Raw genomic sequence first — 24,113 nt, 5'->3', positions numbered from 1 at the left:
AACTATAGTTCAACTTCAATGAACTGTTCACAACCTCAAAAAATAACGTGGAAAGATGTTTCCTAGCATGATCCCATCGGAACGGACAAAGAGGGGAACGAGATTACGTTGATCGACACCTCGGCAGCGAGGCGGACGATGTCGTGGATGCGGTGCAGTTGAAGATTGAGAAGTCGAAGATATATCGCAATCTTGAGATTTTGGACGACCGGGAGAAAGAAGTCGTAGTCGGAAGGTTTGGGTTGGAGCTTGGCGGCGAGGAGCGGACGCAGCGGGAGATCGCGAAGGAGCTGGGGATTTCGAGGTCCTACGTATCGCGGATTGAGAAGCGGGCTCTGATGAAGATGTATCATGAGTTTTATAAGGCGAAGCGGTAAAAGCATAGATTTTAAAAGAATTGGAATCATTGGAATTGAATCGCAGACTTCATTTATTTGGCATCAGATAATGGGGGGCGAACACAATGGCAGCCTTAATCCAAATTGAGCATGTGTGCAAATTTTACTATATGGGCGGCGGAACGATTCGCGCGCTAGATGATATCACTTTAGACATCTTGCAAGGTGAATATGTTGCCATCATGGGGCCTTCGGGCTCTGGCAAGTCCACTCTGATGAATATTATCGGGTGTTTGGATGTGTCTGACGAAGGGTTTACAGCCTTGATGGGAAGCAGATTCATGCTATGAAAGATTCACAGTTGGCTGAGATTCGGAATCGGAAGATTGGGTTTGTTTTTCAGAATTTTAATTTGTTACCGAGATTAAGCGCATATGAGAACGTGGAGCTACCACTAATATATCGGGGAATGACGAAGCAGCAGCGTGAGCCACTTGTCTTGCAAGCGCTGGAAGCAGTGGATCTACTCGACCGGAGGAAGCATTTTCCTTCGGAATTATCGGGTGGGCAGCAGCAGCGTGTTGCGATTGCGCGAACCTTAGCAGGCGATCCGCCGATCATCTTGGCGGATGAGCCAACGGGAGCGCTGGATTCAAAGACAGGCGCGGAGATCATGGAAATTTTCAGGCGGTTGAACGAGCAGAGGCGGACGATTATTGTGATTACGCATGATCGGCAGGTTGCGGAGCAAGCGAAAAGGGTAGTTAGGTTTCGGGATGGGCGGTTGGTTCACTAATATGAATAATATCGGCCTTACGATAAAAATCGTAAGGCTTTAATCATTTTATAGGGTTGGAAAAGCATACGCCTAGTGCAGACGATCCTATTTCTCATTTTAACAGGAATCTTAATTCTGGACATGAATTCGAAAGATTGGTGGGGACCCAAATGATAGCGGTTCCATTATAATAAGCTACATAGACCGGTGAACATAAAGGAGGAGAGTAAAATGAAAACACCGTTCATTCGCGATTTGATCAGTTACAGAACCATGCTGCTTATGCTGGTCCCTTCCTTATTGTTTGTGGCGTTATTCCAATACGTGCCGATGTTCGGCCTGGTTCTCGCATTCAAACATTATTCTTATGGTAAAGGCATTCTGGGAAGTGATTGGAGCGGACTAGAGAATTTTAAGTTCTTTTTTATCTCTGGAGATGCCTGGAGAGTGACGCGCAATACCGTGCTTTATAATGTGTTCTTTATCTTCATTAATTTGGTGCTGCAGGTAGGAATAGCAATTTTACTTTCAGAAGTTCGCAGCAAATGGTTTAAGAAAGTTAGTCAATCTGTAATGTTCCTTCCGTACTTCATTTCCTGGGTGGTAGTAGGCTCAATCGCTTACAATTTGTTGAATTTTGAACATGGTACGATTAACACAATATTCCGTACTTTCGGTATGGAACCTGTCAACTTCTACAGCACAACCGGCATATGGCCATTCCTCCTCGTATTCTTCTCAACGTGGAAAGCTGTTGGATATGGTGTCGTCTTCTATTTAGCCGCAATTATGAGTATCGATCAGGAGATGTATGAGGCGGCTGAGACCGATGGGGCCAACGTGTTCCAGAAAATATGGCATATCACGATTCCGTGTTTGAAACCGACGATGATCATTTTGACGCTGCTGTCGGTGGGCCACATTTTTCGCGGCGATTTCGGACTCTTCTTTAACATGATCGGGAATAACGGACTCTTGTTTGGCAATACGGACGTCATTGATACGTATGTATATCGGTCTTTGGTACAAAACAATGAGATTGGCATGTCAGCGGCTATAGGACTTTTTCAATCCATTCTTTGTTTTATCACTATTCTCCTAGTTAACGGAGTCGTTCGCAAAGCGGATAAAGACTCAGCTTTGTTCTAAATCCGGAAAGGAGTCTGCACCTGAATGAAATCGGCAGCCAATACCCAAACAGAAATCGCGTTCTTAACGAAGACGCCAGCCCCAAAGATTCAGATGGACCAATTTGTCCTGAATGTAATAGCCTATGGTTGGGTATCATTTGTAGCACTTCTCTGTATCTTACCCTTTTTACTAATCTTAAGCGGATCAGTCACAGATGAAAAAGAGATTATCTTGGAAGGTTATAAATTAATTCCTTCCAGCTTGTCCTTCGAGGCTTATCGGTTTATCTTCACGGTTCCACAAGAGATTCTTCGTGCTTATGGACTAACAACATCCTTGACGATTATCGGTACAACGATCTCGCTATTTCTAGTATCCATGAGCAGTTATGTGCTCCAACGATCTGATTTTAAATGGAGAAATACATTTTCATTCTTCTACTATTTCACGACTTTATTCAGCGGAGGACTGGTTCCACTCTATATCCTGGTCGTCAATTATTTGAAATTAAACGATACGTACTTGGTGTTGCTGTTGCTTCCATTGATTAACGTATTCTATATTTTGGTTATGAAAAGTTTTATGCGGAGCATTCCAGCAGCTATTACGGAATCAGCTAAGATGGATGGTGCAGGAGATTTTACGATCTTTATCAGACTTATCATACCTCTATGCAAGCCTGCACTTGCCACCATTGGGCTTTTTGTAGCTCTTGGATATTGGAATGATTGGTTCCACTCTTTACTTTTCATTAATAATCACAAGCTCTACACACTTCAATATTACTTATATCGAGTTATTGGCAGCGTAGATGCGCTCAAAATCGTTGCAGAAAAAAGCGGAATGAACGTACCGGATTTGCCAGGCGAAGGCCTCAAAATGGCTCTGACTATCGTAGTTACGGGGCCGATCGTACTGCTATATCCATTTATTCAACGCTATTTTGTCAAAGGGCTTACAATCGGTGCAGTAAAAGGATAATCCCGGAACACTCCGGTTTATCATAGCATGAGATTTCATAGGGGGTAGAGCATGAAAGGAATGATGACAATGAAAAGTAACCACAAAAAAGTTTGGAAGGGCATAGTGCCGGCACTCGTTCTAAGCGTGTTGGTAAGTGCATGCGGCGGAGATACGGGAAGCCAAACTTCATCATCGCCAAACGCATCCGTAAAGCCGTCTGAAAACGCATCAGCAACGAAAATAGATACTTCAACACCGGTTAAGCTGAAAATGGTCTTGGTGGGTACCAAACCACCAGATACAGATGAAGTCTATGCGGAAGTCAACAAAATCCTTAAGAAAAAAATCAATGCCGAATTAGAACTCAGGTATCTGGATTTCAATGAATACAATCAGAAATATCCGCTATTATTTGCTGCTAACGAGGACTTTGACATGATCTTTACCGGTGATTGGGCATTCTACAATGCAACAGCCCGTAAAGACGGCTTCCTTCAATTAACCGAAGATATCCTCAAAACCTATGCGCCAAACACATGGGCTAAACAGGATAAGGTTGGGTGGGATCAAGCCAAGATTAATGGCAAGATCTATATGGTGCCGAATGATACCTTCGAAAGTAGTTTTGCAATAGGTGTGATCCGTGGGGATTTGAGAGAAAAATATAAGCTGCCGGAAGTGAAGACGCAAGCCGATTTGGCCAGTTACTTAACTACGGTTGCCAAGAACGAGAAGGGCATGCTTGGCTTCAGTGGTCCTCCTGCTAAATTAAGTTCTACCGGAATTCCTGTATTCTTCTCTGATATGGAAATGCGCCTCGTCCATGGAAGTGTTACTTTGGTCTATGACTTGAAAAATCCAAATCCAAAACTTACGAATTATCTAGAAAACCCGAAAACGATCGAAAAATATAACATGTTCTATGACATGGCGCAGCAAGGCGTCTGGACGAAGGATGCGATTGTATCCAAGACGGATTGGAGAAAGGCATTTAAAGAAGGCAAGACGGCAGCTGACTTTGGTAATATATCAACGATGGCTAACTCGATCGACGCTATTCTAAAAACGAATCCGGAGTGGAAGCCCGAGTTAATTGACGTTAATCCGACGGCCAAACAGTACCAAACCCCACTGATCAGTAATGGAATCGGGATTCACGCAACCTCCAAGAATGCGGAGCGGGCGTTAATGGCGCTAGATCTTCTCCGTTACGACAAAGAGATATATGAACTAACGTTCTATGGGATCAAAGGGAAGCACTGGGAACCTGTAGGGGATAATAAGTTCAAAACACTGGCAGCAACTGCCGGTTATCCGCCTGAAGGTGCTAGTCCCTGGGGCTGGAGAACTCAGCTTTCCAGGCAGATGGAAGGAGTAGTCGGCGATATGGTTACGGCTACTTACAACAGATGGAAAGCAACGAATATTGTCCACAGCCCGCTTGAGACTTTTGTACTGGATGATTCCAAGATTAAAAATGAGCTGGCCGCACTTGATAATGTCCAACAAACCTATTTGCTGCCGATCGTACACGGCTTGATCAAAGCAGACGTAGGTATTCCACAGGTACTCGAAAAGCAGAAGCAAGCAGGAATTGAGAAGGTTCAGGCAGAGTTCCAAACACAATTGGATGCCTACATCGCAAGTAAGAAGTAAAGACCTGGCGGGGCTGCAATGTTTTATTCCAATGAAACGGCGGCTCCGTTTTCTTTGCCCAAAAAGTAAAGCGGTTACATGTCCTGGTAAAGGCTTGTCAGATATGCTTCGTCGCATGCCCAGAGGCAATTTAAGCTATAGGAGGAAAATAAATTTGGAATCATTTTGGAAGAGCAGATTATTGGATATAGAGGAAGCAATGTCGACAATTCATAGGGGGAAGGCAAGTGTACTGACAACTTCAGCAGGTCAAAGAGACATTTATATGGTGGAATACGGGTTGAAGGAGGATTTCGGCCGGCGGGCAAATTATAATTCTGCTTGCGGAGCGAAGGACCCTAAGCATTACGCGAATAAGGATGAGGCTAACAAACCGGTTCTTTTCATTGTCGGCGGTATCCATGGCGGGGAATTGGAGGGCATTGTTGCCGTAATGAACCTTATACGACTGCTCGAAACAGGGGAGGATTACCGGGGGAAAAGGCATGATTATTTATATGAAAATGCCCATCGATTCAGACTGATTCTGATTCCCTGCATGAACCCGGATGGCCGGGCCCGATTGCCTGTGGATACGTTAATTAATGTACCTTTCGATAAGACTGTGTACTATATGCAAGGTACATGGAAAGACGGTTCGTTGTGCAAGTGGCCGGACTGCAAGGCGGTTCATCCCATTAAGGATGCTTCCGATTTCTTAGGCAGCTACTTTAACGATGATGGCGTTAATATTATGCACGATAACTTCTTTGCCCCGATGGCACGTGAGACCAGTTCGCTGCTTGGACTTGTAGATAAAGAGGCTCCGGATTTTGCTGTTTTGCTGCATGGAGGGTCCAATTACGAAAATCATCTTTTACCAACCTCTTATGTACCACTTGCCGTTATGCAAAGGCAGCAGGCGTTCAACGAGCAGATTACAAATGCCTATGCGAAGAAAAACCTTCCTTATTCGAAATTGAATTTGATCTTATCGGATGATGGGGCCTACCCGTATCGGGCTTTCAATTTAACGTCGGCGATCCACCATGTATGCGGCGGAATTAGTTTCACATTCGAGTCCAATATGGGGCTGGATGCTCCCGGTATTAAATTGACAGCGGATGAAATTCTGGACAGTCATTTCGTATTATTCGAGGAGATGTTTAGATATACAACCAATACAACCAATGAAACATAGGAGGCGAATTTATTTGAAAAATCGAATTTGGCAGCGCAAAATCTCTGCATTCCTCACCGGTGTTATGGGATTGAGTTTGATCCTCAACTTGTTTACCTTTCAATTTGCCAGTGCGGCCGATATCTCGGTTATGGGACCCGAACTGGTTGTAAATCCCGGCTTTGAACAAGCGAGTGGCGGTGTGCCTGTAAGCTGGACGCCAGCCGTAAATACGGGACTTTCCTATGAGTGGGTCACCGACCAGGTATCTGAAGGGTCCGGAAGTGTGAAGGTCACGGACACCAATGCTAGTACTGCGGCAGTTATGGAAAGCCAAAAAATTCCTTACTCGCCTGGGACAACCTACAAGGCCAGTGTCAAAGTAAAAGTCGTAGTAGGGCAAGCCACAATGCAGGTCCGATATTTCGATGCTAGTGGTGCTAATACAACCAAAGTATCCGAATACAAATCGGTCTCTCCAAACTGGCAGACGTTGGAGCTTACCGACACACCACCTCCTGGTACGGTAAGTTTACTTGTTCGTCTGATTATTCCTACCACCGCCATTAACGGCACCGTTTATTTTGACGATGTATCGCTTAAGACGACCGAGCTGCTCCCTAACTCAAGTTTTGAAGCTAGCTCGAGTTCGAGACCAACGGGATGGACAGCGATTGACCATGGACTGACTTCCAGTATCGTTTCGGTTAACGCTGCAACTTATGCAGATCATGGCTTCCGGTCTGTGCATATGATTGATAATTCCACATCGGACGCCTACAGTGTGAAAAGCCCGACTGTACCTGTCGTTACCGGCAATGAGTACAAGGCAACAGTTAGAGCTAAAGCATTAACAGGCAATGCGAGTTTGATCCTGCACTTTATTGGATCTGCTAGCCAACAGTTTATGGAAGCGCAAACAACACTTACTGGCAGCTATGAAACTTTGACTATATCTGCTGTGCCGCCCGAAGGCACAACCGATGTGCAAGTAGAATTATCTACGCCAGGTATGGAGACTGCCGATGTTTATTTTGATGCGGCATCTCTTACGGCAACCAGTTCAACACCTGGACCTACACCAACCGTGACTCCTACTCCCCCGCCTGCAGGCGCTTTAACGTGGCCAATTGGGGAGGATCCGGCAGTTTCGAGGAAATTTCAACCTGTCAATCATCTTGTAACGACCCAGAATCCGCCTGATTTCGCATGGCCCTTCATTCCGGGTGCTGATTCTTACGAATTACAAGTTTCAGGAGACAGCTCCTTTCAGTCTATTGCTTATCAGAAAAATGGCATTACTACCAACTTCTACAATTTCCCACATACGTTTGCAGGCGGACAATCCTACTTCTGGAGAGTCAGGTTTCATAAACCGGCAGGGTGGTCGGTCTGGAGCGAAGTATTAAAATTCCGCATTGATGCGGATAACGTCCCTTTCCCAGTGCCTTCAACTTCAGATATGTTTAATGCCGTATCGACAGAACATCCACGTATCCTCACGACTCCTGCTACGCTGGAAGCATTTCGTGCTAGAAAAGACGGTGACGGCAAGAAAACATTCGATACCGTAAAGGGCCGAATAAAGGTTGCGGTAGAGGCTGAAGCCAAGTCCCCGCAGGCGCTGCCGGGTGAACCCGTGACTAAAAATCCAAAAGTTATCGATCAAGTAAGCGCAATAACAAATCCCTTATTGGACGCAGCTTTTATTTACTTAATCACTCAGGACCCCAATTACGGCCAGTTCGCAAAAAGACGGCTGCTGCATATCTCTTCGTGGAGTTTGGATGAGAGCAGCCTAACCGCTTATAAAAATGACGATCAGGCTCACCGGGAGATCGCATTAACAGGCGCGATGGCTTATGACTGGCTTTATGATCTCCTTAGCCCGACTGAGCGGGAAACCGTATTAACGATGGTGCATCATCGCTCCACAACGATTGCAAACGATGTCCTGTACGATAGCAAACCAATATCCAGTACACCTTATGATTCACACGGTTGGACCGTATTCGGCTTCCTGGGCATGATTGCTACTGCCTTGATGCACGACGACATTAATGTAAATGGGAAAAACGTTATGCAGGACGCACAGTATTGGTTCAATCTGATCGTCCCGGCCTATATTAATCTATCGCCTCCGTGGGGCGGCGAGGACGGCGGCTGGGGCAATGGAGAAGGCTACTGGCAATGGTCTACAATGAGTAACAAACAGTTCGTCGATACGCTCTATATTGCAACCGGCTTCAGTCTTTATAAGAAGGCATACTTCCGCAACGAAGCTTGGTACCCGATGTATATGCTGCCTCCAGGTCAGAAAACCGGCGCATTTGGAGACCAAGCCGATCTGATCTCCCGCAACTATGTTGCAGCTGGTATAACACGCGAAGCGCAGATGCAGCAAAATGAGGTGATGCAGTGGTACGCGCAGCGAGACCCTTATGATTATGCCAACTTCATCTCGTACTTATATGAAGACAGCAGCTTACCGGCTCGTCCTCCAGTAGAGATGCCAACCGCCAAGTATTTCGAGAATATCGGAACGGTCGCGATGCATTCCAATTTGCTTGATCCGAAGCGGATTTCGTTCTTTTTCAAATCCAGCCCATTCGGCAGCTTCAATCATAGCCACGCGGATCAGAATGGCATCATGATTAAAGCCTACGGGGAAGATCTCACGGTTGACGGCGGGTTCTATGATGATTTCAACAGCGAGCATTTCCAGAAATATGCCAAGCAGACTTTTGCCCATAATGCGATAACCTATGACATCAAAAAAGGCCAAAAGCATTTCGATATGAAAGCAACGGGTCAAATTACGGGCTTCGCTACAAACAGGGATTTCGACGCGGCTGTCGGTGACGCCACAACGGCTTACAATACCGGAGATTTCATCGGCCTTGATTTGGCTCAGCGCAGTGTGATTTATGTGAAGCCGGGCGCCTTTGTAATCGTCGATAATCTGAATGCGCGCGAGCCGGGAGGCTCCAGCTTCGAATATTGGCTCCATGCCGAAAACACCTTAAACATAGACGAAGCGAACAGCAGCGCAACGATTATTAAGAACAAGGCTGCTTTAGAAGTAAATCTGTACTATCCGGGATTAACGAAGATCGACGTAACCAACCAGTTCTTGGATTACGAAGGTGTTGAATATTTGCCAAGCGGATCAACTTATGGCGGAAAAAGAAGGTTGCATGGCGGATTTAAAACGCCAAAAACGGAGGAAGCGACGATCGTTTCCACCTATGTGCCTTACCAAGTGGGCTCCGCGCCTGAGGATATCATCACCGAGGATCTTGGCACGTACCGGAAACTGCATTTTACCGATGGAACGGATGTTTATGTACGGACAGCACAAAGCGGTGTTGTAGACACAGGCGATATGCAATTCGAAGGCATCGCAGCTACCGTCAAGGGGAACTCCATTCTTTTGGTCGGCGGTACGCAATTGACGATGAATGGTGTCACACGAATTGCCAGCACTGAGCCGGCAACCGTCGCGCTCTCTGGCGACGAGCTGTCAATTACAGGAACGAAGAATAATCAGGTCAGCTTACTTAAGTCGGGTGTTACGACTGTACTTGATGAAGAGTACCGTAGCTTGCCGAAAGGCGGCAGTGTAACAGATGTCGTTTATGCACGAGGCGTTCAATGGGATACGGCAGGCAATACATTAACGTTGAATGTAGAGCCAGGGCAGCATAAGTTGCTGTTGAGCAATATTCCGGCACCTGCACCACAGGCGCAGGTTTCCTATCCTGTTGAAATTAATGGTGTAGCATCATCAGTAACGTTGTCCACGTACGGCAATGGACACGGTGGTACAGCAGCTTGGGGATCCATCACGAATTCGGCAGGTCTTTACGAGGTTCTTGAAGCGCCGCCGGGCCTAATTTTTGAGGGGTTGGGTCCAGTTAAGCCTTTCATTTTCATGGGGAAAAATGCGGGATTCTCTATACCTAGCGTGACAGGAGCCTTGAAACTGCGCAGCGTATCGCCTGGCGGGGTGACGCCAACTGAAGCTACAGCGAATTATGATGTCCTCAAGGATGAATTAACGGTGTTCGCGGAAGCCGAGAGCTTTATAGATAATGAGGACGGCAATTTCAACGTGTACAGCTCGCGTCCTTTCTTGTCGGGGGGTAAGGGAGTCAGCCAATGGAATGCTCTAGGACAAAATATTACATGGAAATTAAACGTCCCCGAAGCTGGCAACTATGACCTTGCTATCAAATACGTTGCATGGGAACTTGCTGACTCGCTTCCTACCCGACTCATTAAACTAGGGAACCAGTATTACACGGCTGAGGCGGAAAGAACAGTCGATCAAGGTACTAAACCGGAGTACTGGAAAGCGATGACCGTCCATACCGGTAAAACGCTGCCCGCTGGTGAGGTTGAACTTAAGATGTGGAGGATCAGCGGAGCGATGAATCTGGACTGGGTCGGCTTGGTCAAAAGGGAGCCAGTTATAGAGCCGACGGTCAAACTGACGACTAACACAAGTTCCGTTAGTTCGGGGCAGCCGTTAGACGTTCAACTAGCTTTGGATAAGACCGACTCCACGAGAGCTGTTGAACTTACACTGTCTTATGATCCAGCTAAGTTTACTTATACCGGGTTTGTGTACGATTATCCGGAGCAAGTAGCTATTATTGAAAATGATGAGGATGCAGGCGAGTTGCGCATAGTTACTGCGCGTACAGGAACAGACGTACTTCCGGTTGGAACACCGTTCTTAACCTTGAAGTTTGATGTAACATCGGATGCTTCATCTGGCAATGCCAGTTTCGCAGCATCAGCGGTTTCAATATCAAGCGAGGCTGGAGTAAAAACGACAATAGTAGGATCCACACTGGAAGTGAATGTATTAAACAAAACGGCATTAGGAGCATTGATCACGCAAGCCGAGTCGACCCGTGATCAGGCAGTTGAAGGTACGGCCATCGGGACCTTCTTCAGCTCGACCCTTTCGGGATTGAAAGCGGCTCTGACCGTGGTTATCCACGCAGCTAAAGCAGTATTCAATCAATCTGACGCAACCCAAGAGCAAATCCAGACTGCCCAGTCGAATTTAACAGCTGCACTTACACAATTTGAATCCCACCGGATTACAGCTGAGACAGGCGATACAGACAACAACCACGAATTTGATGTCAACGATTTCGCCAATATCGCTGAGCAATACGGGAAGGAATCAACAAGCCCTGATTGGTCGGACGATGCTCGAAATGCAGATATCAATAGCGACGGTGTCGTCGATATTGAAGACTTGGCATTCGTCGCCAGCCGGATGTTTTCGAGTTAACTACTAAACAAACTTATAGCGATGCGCCCCCTTGTTTATGCAAGGGGGTGTTAAGCCCATTTCTCAAATTCGAAGAAGATATAAGTTATTAGCTAGGGGGAGCCAGATGATAAAGCACTTATTTCGGTATGGAGCGATCCTACTATTCATCACGTGTTTATTAAGTTGGGTCAAGGGATTGCCAGTGGCCTTCGCAGATGAGGTGCCAACTTCGTTTGATATCCGGACAACAAAGGAAACTATTAAAAAGAAAGATTCATTCGTTATTACCATCGTAGGATCAAATCTCAAACAATTGTATGCTTATGACTTGACGATCGAGGTTCCTGCTGGCGTTACATTACTGAGTGCGGATTACAATCTACCTGGGGGAACGCCCGTTTTTGTAAGGAATGGAAATACGTTTAGGTATGGATCGACAAAGTCAGGGCAAGCAGCTGGGGAAAACGGGACCAAAACATTAACCACATTAACCTTCCAAGCAGATAAGCCTGGAATAGTGGACTTCAAGCTAATAAAGGTCAAAAGCTTGGTAAATCTTGAAACAGGATTACATGCAACAGCTCATGAGGTGCAAAAAAAGCTCAGCATTCAAATAACTTCTGATGACAGTGAGAACAATGGTAACGGTAATGGTAATGGTAATGGTAATGGTAATGGCAATGGTAATGGTAACGGTAACGGTAACGGTGACGGTAACGGTAATGGCAATGGTAATGGCAATGGTAACGGTAACTCGAAAGCTCATCGCGAAATCACCGAAGAGGACGGAAATGGTCAAGTGGAATCGGGAAAAGTCGTCATTCCCACAGACGTTCCAGTACGAGTATCAATGGAGCTGCTACAAAAGTGGGCGAAGCAAAATTCGTCTGCAGTCGTAGAGCTTAAAGCAGGGAATATTTCCTATTCCCTTCCGCTTAGCGAAATGACCTCGGGTGCTTGGCGCGATCAACTGGGTGAACAAGCAAACAAGGCAGTGATCACAATCATCGTAACAGAGGCAGGTAAGGAGCAGGCGGATAAAGCTGAGCGCGGAGCATCTCAGAACGGAGCGAATCTGTTGATGAAACCGATTGATTTTGAAGTGATTGCCGAAACACCAACTGGAGACAAAGTAACAATAACAAAATTCACGCGGTATGTACCACGTTCCTTTCAGCTTGACTTCGAAGTTGAACCTGGCAATACGTCAGGCGTTTATATGGATGAAGCTACGGGTGAGCTGCTTCCGGTTCCAACCGTATTTCATATCATTAACGGCAAAACGGTGGCAGAGCTTTTCAGGAAAGGAAATAGCGTATATTCTTTGATTCGTCTGGATAAGCATTTTGCCGATCTTGAAAGGCATTGGAGCAAGTCCTTGGTCGAGCCGATGGCGAATAAGCTCATCATTAAAGGCTTGTCGGATCAAAACTTTGGACCAGACAAACCGGTTACTCGGGCTGAGTTCGCAACTATGTTGGTACGTGCCCTTTCCCTGGATTCCCATGCCAGCACAACTTCTTTTGCTGATATGAATGGGCAGTGGTATGACACATCAGTCCAAGCGGCAGCGAATGCCGATTTGGTTAGCGGCTATCCGGATGAGACCTTTCGGCCTGAAGCAACGCTTAACAGACAGGAATTGGCCGTGATTTTGAAACGTGCGGCCCAATTTGTCGGTCAACCATTCGCAGATGCCGAAGTCAGTGGGAGTGTGCTGCCATTTGTCGATTTCCACGAGTCTGCAGCTTGGGCGCAGCAGGCGATTGCTGAAGTTGCTGCAGCTGGTTTGATGGTGGGTGACGAGCAGAACACTTTCCGGCCGGAGGCGCAAACAACAAGAGCTGAAGCTGCGGCTGTTCTGAAACGACTGTTGACTTTTGCTGGCATGTACAGCGGTTAATTTCAATACCAAATCAGGTAGGGAGGTGGTGCTTATAGGTTGTAACATCTAGCAAGTAATCCAATCATAGGAGGTGAGCATGTTTATTCAAGTAGTCATTTATGTATAGAACGTTGTGATAATTAGTACGTAAATATATTGAGGAGGTTTATGATGAACTATGTAACGAATCGTTCCTCGTCTAAGTTTTTTCTTATTGCAGCACTTATTATCAGCTCTGTTCTCGTCTTCATATTAACAGCCCCTAATGTAGCTTTCGCTACGGGCAATACGTACTATTTCTCCACTACTGGAAGCGATTCCAACAACGGATTCTCTCCAGCCGCTCCTAAACAGAATATCTCAACTGCCCTAACCCTAATGAATGCAGGAAATACAATCTTATTCAAAAGAGGGGATGCTTGGTACAACGCATCTCTTAACTTGACTAACAAAGCAGGAACAGCAGCCGATCCGATCACGATAGGTGCTTACGGGACCGGACCTAAGCCTGTGATTGCAGGAATGTATAAGCTGGATACGGGCTGGGCAAATGTCCCGGGGACGAATCGTTGGCAAAAAAGTATCAATGGAAGTACCACTTTAGATGCGTACCGGGTATTTGTGAATGGCGTTCCTAAACAAAGAGTATCAAGTGCGAGCGACGTTGATCAATTACATGAATGGGCAGTTGCGGGAGGAATTGTATACGTAAATACAGGCTCATCCACTATTCCACCCACGAATGTGGAGGTCATCGCCTATTATTTGCCAGAAGCTGTTGTTATGCAGAATACGCATCATGTCACGATTAAGGATATTGATTTCCGTGGAGGCTCCTATGGCAGAGTCATTTGGGTCAAAGCTCCAAGCTCGCATCTAACCTTTGACAATCTGATCGTCCAAAGAGCTGTTCAAGGCGGGATACAAATCGGGAATTCAGGAACTAACCCAGACGACACTTCGTATGTCTCTCACATCACGATAACGAATTCCTTGATTGACAAAGTCTGGTTGCCCCAAGAGAACGATACGGTGGTGACCACAGGGGATGGATTATTCATCCATCATGCCGTTGATGGTGCAGTGATCCGTGGTAATAAAATATTGAACTGGGGACATTCCGGGATCTCGCTTACAAATTACAAGACTAACTTGCCTGGCGTTAAGCATGTAATCGTGGAGCAAAATGATATTTCTGCAGGTACCTCCGGATATATGCATGGTCTTGACATGGACGGCTACAGCGGCAAGACCACGAATAATATCATTCGCCGCAACTATATTCACGATTACACAACAACTAACCATGTTCTTGGTAGCAGCAACAAAATATACGGCAATATTATTACGGGTGCTACGGGTACAGTTCTGCCCAATCATTCCTTCCAACCCTGGGGATTAGATATGTATCCTTGGCAAGCTATTTCGGGTGATAACAACACTTGGATGGAAGCCAAGAATAGTTGGATTATTAATAACACGATTGCTGAGACGGATCAGTATGCTATTTACCTTGGAGATAATCCTGGCAGTCCGAGCGCCAACAAGGTAGAGAATAATGTTATTGCCAATAACATTATGTATGAGTACGGTCTCAGCCCTCAAGGGCAGGTTGGGCTGAACGTACATCCGCAAGTAACGGGTACAGCCTTCGTTCACAATAACAATTTCTGGGATCCTGTCGTTCAAACCGGCGATACCAATGGAAAAGTGGCTCGTTACAAGAACTACTCGGGTTCTCCACCAGACTTTAGCTTAAATTATGACGCTGCGCAATTGAACAGTGTCTGCTCATCTAGCTGCAGTGGTAATGTTCAGATAAATCCATTATTCGTAGATCCTGCTAATCGGGACTATCGGCTTCAATCCAGTTCTAGCGCAACTATGAAAACTGGAGCCCTCAGCTATCATTCGGATATGGACAGAGGATATAGCGACTTTTTTGGTACGCCATTTGCAATAAGCGGCGGAAGTATAGGGGCAATTCAATACCCCGGAGTCAGTACAACGAACCTATCTGCAGGAATAGCTCCTACCTTTAGTAGTAGTGCATCGGATCCTCCCCCTTCCAAACTAACAAATGGTAATACAGCATCTACGGATTATGTAACTGTCGGAAATCCTGACCAACTTGTGTATGCTCAAATTGATCTTGGTGCTCTGAAAGACATTAGTCAAATAAAGATGTGGCACTTTTATACAGATGGCCGCACGTATAAAGATGTGGTGGTTCAGTTGTCGCGAACGTCTGATTTCAGCAGTTATGTAACAACGGTGTTCAATAATGATAAGGATAACAGCTCAGGTCAAGGGTACGGGTCTGACGATGAGTATGCCGAGTCGGTTAACGGCAAGACACTTACTTTTGCACCAGTTACAGCTAGATATGCCCGTTTCTGGTTAAAAGGCAACTCTGTAAATACCAACAGTAATTTTGTAGAGTTGCAGGTATTTGGAACTGACCCAATCGCAAAGTTAGTGTCTCAATACAGGGATATTACTTACAGTGCAGCGGGTGTAAATGATGCATTTCCTTCTAAATTATCGAATGGGAATTTATCCTCAAGTGATTGGGTAGATGTAGGAACTGGCGCGGTTCATGCAGTAATGGATCTCGGATCCACCATCACCTTGAAACAAATCACGATGTGGCACTATTTCAATGACAGTCGGCAATACCACGACGTTATTGTTCAGATCTCGAATGATGCGGATTTCAGCAGCTATACCAATGTATTTAATAATGATACGAATAACTCGGCTGGCCAAGGCATAGGGACTGATGCTGAATATACGGAGACGAGCAACGGCAAGACGATTACGTTCAGCCCCCTATCGGGCCGGTACGTAAGGTTTTGGCTAAATGGCAATACCGTAAATACTTCTAATTATATGGTTGAGCTTGAGGTTTATGGGTATTAATTAAAATCATTGCCGAACTTGTAAGGAACCTTGATAGCGTAAAAAGATCGCTACTTCACTTGTGTCTTTCGCAGCAAGTGAAGAGCGATCTTATTGGTTTCCTGTCTAATATTTATAAGGAATCCGAATCCATAATTAACGGGATATGCACTTCAACAATCATCCCATCTCCAGGTGAACTGAAGAACTGCAATCCGAAGGCTTCCCCATAGTACAATTTAATCCGTTCCTGTACGTTACGAATCCCGTAACCGCTTCCGTTCGGATTGATCATCTTACTGCCTAATTGGAGTGCTTCCAGGTGTGTTCCGTCCATACCAACCCCATCGTCAACGACAGACAGAACGATCTGATCAGCTTGGCGTTCGCAAGTTACCGTAATGATCCCCTCTCGATTCTCACTTTTCAATATTCCATGTAGAATGGCATTCTCGATGATGGGCTGAAGCGTTAGCTTAGGAATGAGTCCTTGTAGAAATTCCTCATCGACCTGCATAATAAATTCGATTCTTTGTTCAAAGCGAATATTTTGAATTTGGACATAATAGTCGACCAGCTTCAGTTCGTGTTCAATTGTAATGATGTCCTGTCCATTGCTCAAAGTAAGTTTGTAGTATCCAGCTAAAGAATGCACAAGAGCGGGGATTTGGTCATTCATTCCGAATTGAGCCATCCAATTGATCTGATCTAGCGTATTGTATAAGAAGTGGGGATTGATCTGGGATTGAAGGGCCTTCAATTCCGATTTAATTGCCTTTACTTCAACATCCTTTAACAAAGCTAGTTGTTTCGACATGTAGTTATAGCTTTGGATGAGCTCTCCGATCTCATCTTCCCCTGACGGCTTAATGATAGGTTCTAGGAGTCCAGCTTCCATTGCTTTCATCTTTTGACTCAAATGTGTAATCCGTCTAGTCATATGAAGGGAAATATATTGTGCAAGCCCGATCGCTAGCAGTGCGACTACGAGCAAGCTGGCAAGGAGCTCTTTCTGAAGGCGTGTGCTTCTAGACACGATCTCCTGAGTGGGAATAACAGTAACCATGGTCAGGTCTGTTTGCGGTATGGGCAGCTGAAGGAATTCAAGCTCTCTGCCGTTAATGATCTGCTTATAACTGGCGCTTGAATGCTGTGATCGTATAGGTGCAGAGCCATCAGCGAGAAAATATTGCTTCATGAGCAGTTGATCCGAAGCAATTAGAATGAGGCCATCGCTGCTCTGTAAATAAGTTAAACTATTCTTAACGGTGTTGGCACGCGAAACGATTTCTTTCAGATTCCGTTCATCCATGTCCAATCTTAGAACACCAATTGTATCATTATAGTGATTGGGATGGCGAATGAGTCGGATAAGGGAGATGACCGGACGCCCATCACCAGCTAGGGTTGAATAATCATGCGAAGAAAACCACATGAGCTTTACTCTGGCGTTGACCAAGTTCTTATACCATGTCGAGTTCTGGACATCATCCAGACGCAACATGTTGCTGCCCTCATCGGCGAATAGAAACCCTTTTGGCAGATAGAGCCGGACTTCGCTTACATCGGTACTGTCACGGAAGGAAGTGATGAATTGCCTCATTATGTTTCCATCTTGCAATTGATCATGGATATTGTAATCGTTTACGTTACGCGTTAGGATACGGGTCATATTCTGCTCGTCCAAGGCAATAATATCTGAAACATCGGTCATCCGTTTTAATTTATAGGAAAGAAAGGAATGAGTTTGGTTAAAACTTTGATTGAGCGAAAAATTGACCATTTCCTGTATGATGCCCGTCACTTTACCGGAAGCATAGAACTGAAGGTAGAGTATTGGAAGCAGGATAAGCAGCAGATAGGACAGCAACAGTTTTTGCTTTAGTCGTAGCTTAAGGAGAATGCGATTGAAGGAATTAAACATCAGCGATCCTCTTCCTGTATTCTGAAGGTTGCAGGCCAGTTACTTTTTTAAATATCTTGCTAAAATATTCCCCGTCCCCATAACCCACCTGCAGCGCAATATCAAACAGCTTGAGATCCCTGTTGGCCAAAAGTTCCTTCGCCCGATCAATTCGATATTCCGAAAGGAAATGTTTAATTGTCACGCCGGTGCCTTCCTTAAAAACGAAACACAAATGAGGAATGGTCACTCCTACATATTCGCTGATTTCGGCCAAGGAAAGCTGGCGATTCCGGTAGTTTCGCTCAATATATTGCGTCACATGACGGATGATCGAGTTACCCTTTCGCGTTTCCAAATAATCAAAAAGAACAGTGAGTTCATCATTCAGCAGCTGATTTAAGTCGTCCAATGTCTGACAAGCGTACAAACGCTCCACGTACTTACCTACCGCTGTTTCCTGCTTGAATGGAGGTATGCTGCTTTCTTTGCCGACTTGCAGTACGGTTTGATAGAGCTGCAAATAGATTCCTTTCGTATAAGTTACAGATGTATCCGGATACTTACGGATCTCTTGCGTCAAATTCGCCAGCCAATTCTTTGCCTGATAGGCTTCATCTTGTTGAAGCAAAAGGGCAAAGGTCGCGATACGCTTATCGTCAAAAAAGAACGCATCTGTGTGGGAATGGTTAGTAGACTCCCATAGGATGGAGTTCGGTGGCTGATAAAAGCCCTTTTGAAGATTCATCACCGCAGATAGATAGGAAGAATACAGCTGATCCATTCCATGGACTTGATGGCCAACCGCCAAATGAAAGCCAGGAAGACTGGGTAAACGAAGGGATATTTGCTTGATCCACCGTTGAAGTATATCGTTAAAAGGTATTTCTTGCTCCGAACGGGAGATCAAATGGATGACGACATGATGATTATCTTTTAACATACTAAAGCAATCCAACTCTGCCATCTGTGCGGCATCCTCGAGTTCTTGTATAAGCTTATCTGGCTGTTCGATGGCACGATGCCAATTGAGAACGGAGCTCACACAGGGATTAGCGCGCGGAAACTGAGAAGCGATTAATGAGAACAAGCGTGCAAGCTTATCCGATAGATACACAGGAGAACAGAGTAGAGCGGCTATTTCCCGTTTAATGAGAGGCATACTTTCTTCCTCTCCCATGTCGGTTAGCAGATCGTTCTGGACCATCTTGGAAGCGGTGCGGATCGCTTCGTGCAGCTCATCTGGATGGATCGGCTTTTCTACATAATGAACCGCTTGTAACGAGATAGCGGCTTTCAAATACTCCTTGTCCGAGAAGCCGCTCATGAAGATGATGTGGACCTTCGGACAAAACTCCCGAATGCTGCGCGCAGATTCAATACCATCCAAATGGGGCATACGGATATCTGTTAGCAGAATGTCGGGGCGGAACTGCTTAGCAATCCGCACGGCATCACGGCCATCTTCCGCTTGCATCACTTCATTGATTCCGCATTGCTGCCAGTCGGTCTTCATCAGAATCCCTTTGCGAATCAACTGTTCGTCTTCCACAAGTAAAAGCTTCATGATGACCCTCCAGTACACACATTAGTAGATAGTTTCATTATAGTATGTTTCATTCGGATTCAAAACGGAATCTTAATTTCAGACATATAATCGAAAGTTTAAAGGGGTCATGGGTAGCGCTTTAGTCAAATCGACTCTCTTTGCAAGTGAAGAGCGATCTTTTTATGGTTCCATGCTAAGTTTTGAACGTTTCTTTTGTTCTTCACGATATTGCCGGGGCGATAGTCCGAAATGCATGCGAAATTGTCGATGAAAGTAGGTATAACTATTGAAACCGCATGACTTTGCGACATAATCCAGCGACATGACGCTGAAACGAATGCGTTCACACGCAACCGTAAGACGGACTTCAATGGCATAGCTCATTATGGATTGACCAAAATTGCTTTTAAACAAATGGACAGCTCTGGAAACGCTAATTCCCGCATGTTTGGCGATTTGCTTCAGGGTGAGTTCATCTGTTGCATGTTGATCGATGAATGTTTTGATTTGATAGGCGATGTAGGACGGACTTAATGTTTTGCCCATGCCGGCAGTTTCATGCAGGCGCTGTAAAGTCAAGCAAAAGACACGCAATAAATAATCAGTTACTTCATGGAGATTACCATTCCTCCGCAACGTTTCCTTAGCCAACTGTTTCCACAGTTTCAGCAGATCATCGTCAACAGGTATGGTTGACTTGTTTGGAGGGTTGAAATTGTCCCACCATTGGTCGATCCATGTGCCATTGCAAATCACATAGTAATCGATGCTGTTATTTTTCAAGATAAGTTCATACTTATCACCAGGACGAAACATAAGCAGATCTCCAGGTTCAATCACAACGTATTCGTTATCAATCAACGCCTCGCAGGAACCGCTTGTCTGCAATCTAATGATGTACGTGGTTAAAAACTCAGAAGGAAACCTGTGACGCTTCTTATGGTGTGCCATAGCTACATCAATTGATTCAGCTCGCAACTTATCCTGACGCCCATGCATCATCAGCTTTCTCCTTTGACTGCGCAAATTGTTCATGTTTCGTGTCTATTTCATAATTATACAAAAATTCCAGCCAATTGTACGCTCAATTTTCTTTAAACAACCGTGGCCTCCCTTGAACAGGGCGGCTCATGATCGTGCCTATGCTTGCCTCATAAGGTTATTCAAAATAAATGGCTTTGCCAGTCCTCGAAGACTCATAGATTGCTTCTAGGATTTGCGTGACAACCAACGCTTGCTCCGGTTTTACCAACGGTTCGGTATCATGAAGGATGCACTCGAGCCACAACCGCGCTTCCAGATCGCTTGAACTCTCTTCTTTGCCTTCAAAAAAAGCAACGCCTCCCGCGCTCAGATCGATGGTGGTCGTAGTCATTCTTCCCAGCTTCTCGCTGTTAATGCGGAGTCCGTCACGCATGTCCGCGCCGCCTTCCGTACCGCAAAGCGTCGTTTTTGCCTCTAAAGTGTCAAGTGAGTTTAGAGCCCAACTGGATTCGAGGATAACTGTCGCACCGTTCTGCATCGTGATAAAGCCGAAAGCAGAATCCTCCACCGTAAATTTATTCGGATCCCACGGTCCCCAGACATTTGCTGCGTTTTCTTTACGGCTAAGTTGGTGATAGGCCTTGCCCAACACACATTTTGGTGCGTAATTGTTCATCATCCGAAGTGTTAAATCTAACGCATGGCTACCGATATCAATAAGTGGGCCGCCACCCTGTTTCTCTTGATCTAAAAAGACACCCCAAGTTGGAACAGCACGTCTGCGTATCGCGTGAGCCTTGGCAAAATAAATGTCCCCGAGCTCGCCATTATCGCAAATTTGTTGTAAATAGCGGCTGTCTGGTCGGAAATTATTCTGGTAACCAATCGAGAGCTTTTTGCCGGTACGTTTGGCAGCATCCACCATGGCTTGTGCTTCTGCAGCAGTTTTGGCCATTGGTTTCTCACACATGACATGCTTGCCTGACTCCATGGCCGCAATAGAGATCTCCGCATGTGAATCGTTCGGTGTACATACATAGATCACATCAATGTCGGGATTTGCAAGGACTTCTCTATAATCGTAAAATGTATTTACCTCAGCAGAACCGTAAGCTGCCGCTGCTTTTTCTGCTTTCTCAACAACAATATCGCAGAAGGCGACCAGTTCTAGGTCCTTCAGTTTGGAAAGTGCAGGTAAATATTTCTCAATCGCAATTCCCCCGCAACCAATGATTGCCCCTTGCAGTTTGTTCGCCATCTTAAATGACCTCCATAAACGTATAATTTTGACTTAGCCAATTCATACTTATCTGTACACTTTCTAACCCAGGCAAGTTGCAATCGTCTTGTTCGACGATGAGCCATTCTGTTCCGGCTTGTTCTGCTGCCGCAATGATGGCTGGTAAATTCATTTCGCCGCTCCCCAGTTCCAACGTTTGATAAGTGCCATCGTCGAACTTGCGAATGTCCTTCAAATGAACTAATGGGACACGTCCGGCATATTTGTCGAGATAAGCAATAGGGTCGCAGCCAGCATTATGTACCCAACAAACATCGAGCTCGCTCTTTATATTCTCCGGGGACGTACTACCGAAAAAGGCGTCAAACCAAAGCTGATCCCCATAAGGTTCAGTGAATTCAACATAGTGATTATGAAAGCCAAAGGCGATGCCATGTCTTCTAAACTGTTCGCTGCACTTGTTAAAAAAAGCAATAGTTTCGGGAAGTGCCTGTCGCTCTTCCAGATTGATTCCTGGACAGACGACATAACGACTGCCGATGGCAACATTCATTGCAATTTCTTCTTCCAAATGGTTCCGCAGTCGATCCATGTTTACATGGCTGCCAATGGCTTGCAGTGACAAGCTGGTAAGCAAATTCTTTAATTGTTCAGGGCTATAATCGTAATAACCTGCAAACTCCACACCCTCATAACCCATCTCGGCCACCTTTTGCAAAACCGTTGCGGTGTCTTGTGCCATTTCATCCCGAAGTGTGTATAATTGCAGGCCTATTCCCATTTTCTTCATAAAAGGTTACCTCACATTTCATACAGATTGTTCATTACTGATTCATTATAAGATGAACGATCTTGCCATTAAATGAAGGATGTCATTGAAACATGAACAATATGATTAAGTTTCGAATTTTATCATTGAACTATCGGAAAACTATATTGGATGGGACTGCATCGGCAACTCATCTTCTTGAAGATCGAGAAGTCGAAGATATATCGCAATCTGGAAATACTGGACGACCGGGAGAAAGAAGTCGTAGTCGGAAGGTTCGGGTTGGAGCTCGGTGGGGAAGAGCGGACGCAGCGGGAGATTGCTAAGGAGCTCGGCATTCGCGTTCGTGAGCTATCGGGTGGGCAACAGCAGCGCGTAGCCATTGCACGAACGTTGGCGGGTGATCCACCAATTATATTGGCGGATGAGCCAACGGGAGCGCTGGATTCAAAGACCGGCGCGGAGATCATGGATATTTTCAGGCGATTGAACGAGCAGGGCAGGACAATTATTGTGATTACGCATGATCTACAAGCTGCGGAGCAGTCGAAGCGGGTTGTAAGATTTCGGGATTGGCGGTTGTTGCATTGAGATTGGAAATAAACATAATGAGTAATAGTAGTTAAAGGTGAAAGTAGTTTTTGATCAACTTTTTGGTTAGAGACTCATTAAAAATATGGAGCAGTATCTTCTAATGAGGTTTTGTTTGAAAAAGATATTCCTATTTAATAAGTGCCATGAAGTGTCCTGTACAAATTCAAGATTGAACTGGCTTGTTGCGTAGCCAAGCTTGGCACATTTACTTAAAAGATCGATCAAGGTAAGCCAATTCGTCTAGTTGCTGAAAGGTAACTTCTAGAGAGATTCTAACGTTTGTAAGAATGAAAGGTTATTTTTATGGAGGGTCCCCGTTGGGTAGATAGAGATAAAGAAATGAGATTATAGGACTGCATACAGAATCCAATTGAATCGGGCAATCCCTGTTAATTCTTACAAAGCATGAGAGATATTTCGGGAAATCGGCATATTTCTAAGTGATGTACTCTTTATCATTGGTCAATATAGATAAAAAGGCGAACGATTGGCTTGATTAATTCAGGAATCCTATGTATTATTAAGGTAGATTTGAAAGCGTAGAAGTCAATAATCGTTCTTGAAGGTGATTGCAATGTCCCAATCAGATTCTAATGAGTACAAGAAGAAGCTGTGTCACCTATATAACGAGATTTCTAAAGAATTGTTCGGCTTTGGAACCACTTTGCTCAAGGTATCGCTGGATCAGAACATTATTACTTTTCATGCAAAGCATCGTCGTTCCCCTCGTTCTACCGCGCTTGAAGGCGAGGCGCCGACTTTGAAACACGAAGTGGATTTCTATATGTCATCGATATATAAGAAAAGAATCCGCGAGAAGTTGGAACAAGAGATGGGATTATCGATGGATGCGGTATTAAGAGATTATGATCCGCCAACGCAATGGGCAATTACGAACATCATTCTTAAACAAACCGAATAGCTCAGACCATGGTGTTTCACTTTTGATCTATCTTAAGTGGAAACCGCA

Annotated in this window: 14 protein-coding genes and 2 pseudogenes; 11 read left to right on the top strand and 5 right to left on the bottom strand. The window is 45.2% G+C overall.

Annotated features, from left to right (window positions below; translation table 11 throughout):
* Positions 1 to 66: 66 nt before the first annotated feature.
* The 9 genes and pseudogenes from ASG89_RS01050 to ASG89_RS01010 all read left to right on the top strand — a co-directional run.
* Positions 67 to 377 (top strand): annotated as a pseudogene (locus ASG89_RS01050) (sigma-70 family RNA polymerase sigma factor); the annotation flags it as partial.
* Between the two features lie 86 nt (positions 378 to 463).
* Positions 464 to 1,134: pseudogene (locus tag ASG89_RS01045) on the top strand (ABC transporter ATP-binding protein).
* Positions 1,135 to 1,347: 213 nt separating this feature from the next.
* Positions 1,348 to 2,265: an ABC transporter permease gene (locus ASG89_RS01040; RefSeq protein WP_057308444.1), complete on the top strand. Its 918-nt coding sequence runs from the start codon at positions 1,348 to 1,350 to the stop codon at positions 2,263 to 2,265.
* A gap of 93 nt (positions 2,266 to 2,358) precedes the next feature.
* Positions 2,359 to 3,228, top strand: coding sequence for a carbohydrate ABC transporter permease (locus ASG89_RS01035; protein ID WP_200963404.1), 870 nt, complete (start codon positions 2,359 to 2,361; stop codon positions 3,226 to 3,228).
* Between the two features lie 51 nt (positions 3,229 to 3,279).
* The gene (locus ASG89_RS01030; RefSeq protein ID WP_057308442.1) at positions 3,280 to 4,866 is read left to right on the top strand and encodes an ABC transporter substrate-binding protein; all 1,587 of its coding nucleotides are present in this window, start codon (positions 3,280 to 3,282) and stop codon (positions 4,864 to 4,866) included.
* A gap of 154 nt (positions 4,867 to 5,020) precedes the next feature.
* Positions 5,021 to 6,046 carry a M14 family zinc carboxypeptidase gene (locus tag ASG89_RS01025; RefSeq protein ID WP_057308441.1) on the top strand — a complete coding sequence of 342 codons (1,026 nt, stop codon included), beginning with the start codon at positions 5,021 to 5,023 and terminating at the stop codon, positions 6,044 to 6,046.
* Between the two features lie 13 nt (positions 6,047 to 6,059).
* Positions 6,060 to 11,336 (top strand): DUF4962 domain-containing protein, encoded by a 5,277-nt coding sequence (locus tag ASG89_RS01020; protein ID WP_057308440.1) that lies wholly within the window; start codon positions 6,060 to 6,062, stop codon positions 11,334 to 11,336.
* Between the two features lie 106 nt (positions 11,337 to 11,442).
* Entirely contained in the window at positions 11,443 to 13,221 is a 1,779-nt protein-coding gene (locus tag ASG89_RS36025; protein ID WP_057308439.1) for an S-layer homology domain-containing protein, read from the top strand.
* 150 nt (positions 13,222 to 13,371) lie between these two features.
* A complete protein-coding gene (locus tag ASG89_RS01010) occupies positions 13,372 to 16,125 on the top strand; it encodes a hypothetical protein (RefSeq protein WP_157276472.1) in 2,754 nt (917 codons plus the stop codon).
* Positions 16,126 to 16,237: 112 nt separating this feature from the next.
* On the opposite strand, the gene ASG89_RS01005 is transcribed toward ASG89_RS01010, so the two are convergent.
* The 5 genes from ASG89_RS01005 to ASG89_RS00985 all read right to left on the bottom strand — a co-directional run bounded on the left by ASG89_RS01005 (position 16,238) and on the right by ASG89_RS00985 (position 22,570).
* The gene (locus ASG89_RS01005) at positions 16,238 to 18,028 is read right to left on the bottom strand and encodes a sensor histidine kinase (RefSeq protein ID WP_057308437.1); all 1,791 of its coding nucleotides are present in this window, start codon (positions 18,026 to 18,028) and stop codon (positions 16,238 to 16,240) included.
* Positions 18,021 to 19,574 carry a response regulator gene (locus ASG89_RS01000; RefSeq protein ID WP_057308436.1) on the bottom strand — a complete coding sequence of 518 codons (1,554 nt, stop codon included), beginning with the start codon at positions 19,572 to 19,574 and terminating at the stop codon, positions 18,021 to 18,023. The genes ASG89_RS01005 and ASG89_RS01000 overlap by 8 nt, the downstream gene beginning before the upstream one ends.
* A 162-nt stretch (positions 19,575 to 19,736) precedes the next feature.
* On the bottom strand, positions 19,737 to 20,558 hold the full coding sequence (locus ASG89_RS00995) for an AraC family transcriptional regulator (protein WP_162259662.1): 822 nt from the start codon (positions 20,556 to 20,558) through the stop codon (positions 19,737 to 19,739).
* Between the two features lie 157 nt (positions 20,559 to 20,715).
* Positions 20,716 to 21,798 carry a Gfo/Idh/MocA family protein gene (locus tag ASG89_RS00990; protein WP_057308435.1) on the bottom strand — a complete coding sequence of 361 codons (1,083 nt, stop codon included), beginning with the start codon at positions 21,796 to 21,798 and terminating at the stop codon, positions 20,716 to 20,718.
* A gap of 1 nt (position 21,799) precedes the next feature.
* A complete protein-coding gene (locus ASG89_RS00985) occupies positions 21,800 to 22,570 on the bottom strand; it encodes a sugar phosphate isomerase/epimerase family protein (protein ID WP_057308434.1) in 771 nt (256 codons plus the stop codon).
* A 177-nt stretch (positions 22,571 to 22,747) separates the two neighbouring features.
* Between ASG89_RS00985 and ASG89_RS00980 the strand changes: the two genes are divergently transcribed.
* The gene (locus ASG89_RS00980; protein ID WP_414813229.1) at positions 22,748 to 23,140 is read left to right on the top strand and encodes an ATP-binding cassette domain-containing protein; all 393 of its coding nucleotides are present in this window, start codon (positions 22,748 to 22,750) and stop codon (positions 23,138 to 23,140) included.
* 577 nt (positions 23,141 to 23,717) lie between these two features.
* On the top strand, positions 23,718 to 24,065 hold the full coding sequence (locus ASG89_RS00975) for a hypothetical protein (protein WP_056619026.1): 348 nt from the start codon (positions 23,718 to 23,720) through the stop codon (positions 24,063 to 24,065).
* Positions 24,066 to 24,113: the final 48 nt, after the last annotated feature.

Origin of the sequence: Paenibacillus sp. Soil766, assembly GCF_001428105.1 — a bacterium.
Taxonomy (GTDB): Bacteria; Bacillota; Bacilli; order Paenibacillales; family NBRC-103111; genus Paenibacillus_E.
Note: the sequence above shows the minus strand (reverse complement) of the source record. Positions and strands in the feature narration are given on the sequence as shown.